The following is a 981-nucleotide window of genomic DNA, read 5'->3' on the forward strand; positions in this document are numbered from 1 at the left end:
CGGCCCGTCAGTAGATCGGCCTTGTCTTGCACCTGGCGCTCGGCGGCCAGCACAGCCCAATGCGCGGCTTTGGCTTTCAGTGCAGCCTCTCCCTGGGCGCCTGGCACTTGCTCGGTCACCATCTGCAACACAGCCTCACCACCCTGGGGCTCCGGGATCTGCAACTTGTCACGCACCCATTTGACAGGTACCGGCATCCCCATGCTGACCAGGGAGCGCAGCGGGTAGGCCAGATCGCGCATGTCTTCCGGCTCGGTGACATCAAACACCAAGCGCGGAATACGCCGCTGATTCTGATAGCTTTTGCCGTTGAGAGCATAGAGCGGATAGATCAGATCGCGGGTCAGGGATGCGGCCAGTTGCTTGAGGTCAGAGTCGCGAACCTCCTTCCGTACTTCGTTGTGGACGTTGCCCAGTGCGTTGGTGCTGCTCTTACCATCGGCCTGACTGGTGAGCGTACCGCCCAAGATAGCCTTGGACATGGAGCGCTCGCACCAATCCATCATCACCACAAAGGGATCGGCTTGACCGTTGGCCGCGTTCTCAAAGTCGATCTCCATGCCGCGAGGGATAATCCCCCCGGCGTTGTGGCCAATGCTAAGCACAGCCTGCAGCAGGGTCGCTTTCTCTTTGTCGGTCGCCCCTTCCGGGTATTTGCCCAGGCGCACCGGCAACCCGTAGATCTCCAAGAACTCCGCGAGGTCTCGCACGCTGTAGTTCTTGAACAGGAACGGCCAGACCAGCGTCCGGATCAGGCCATTGCGCGCCAGATAGCCCGACTTGGACTTGGCGCGGTGGACGATCCAGCCGAAGCCATTGAGCGCCGCCCCTTCATAGGAGCCATCGCGCAGGCGCAGGGCGTTCCGATCATCCGGGTGGGTCTGAAACCACGCCGGATCGGCCTTGTTGATCAAATCCAAAGTCGGATACTCGCTCCCCCACCCGCCGGGCGGGCTTAGTTGACGGCCTGCCGAATGGGCA

General features: G+C 61.6%; 1 protein-coding gene. It reads right to left on the minus strand.

The genetic code is table 11. The features are described from left to right. A partial coding sequence (locus ACYVG7_RS10200; protein ID WP_460883011.1) for a phage portal protein family protein occupies window positions 1–920 on the minus strand: 920 nt, incomplete at its 3' end. Window positions 921–981 lie beyond the last annotated feature (61 nt).

The organism is Pseudaeromonas pectinilytica, assembly GCF_054780855.1.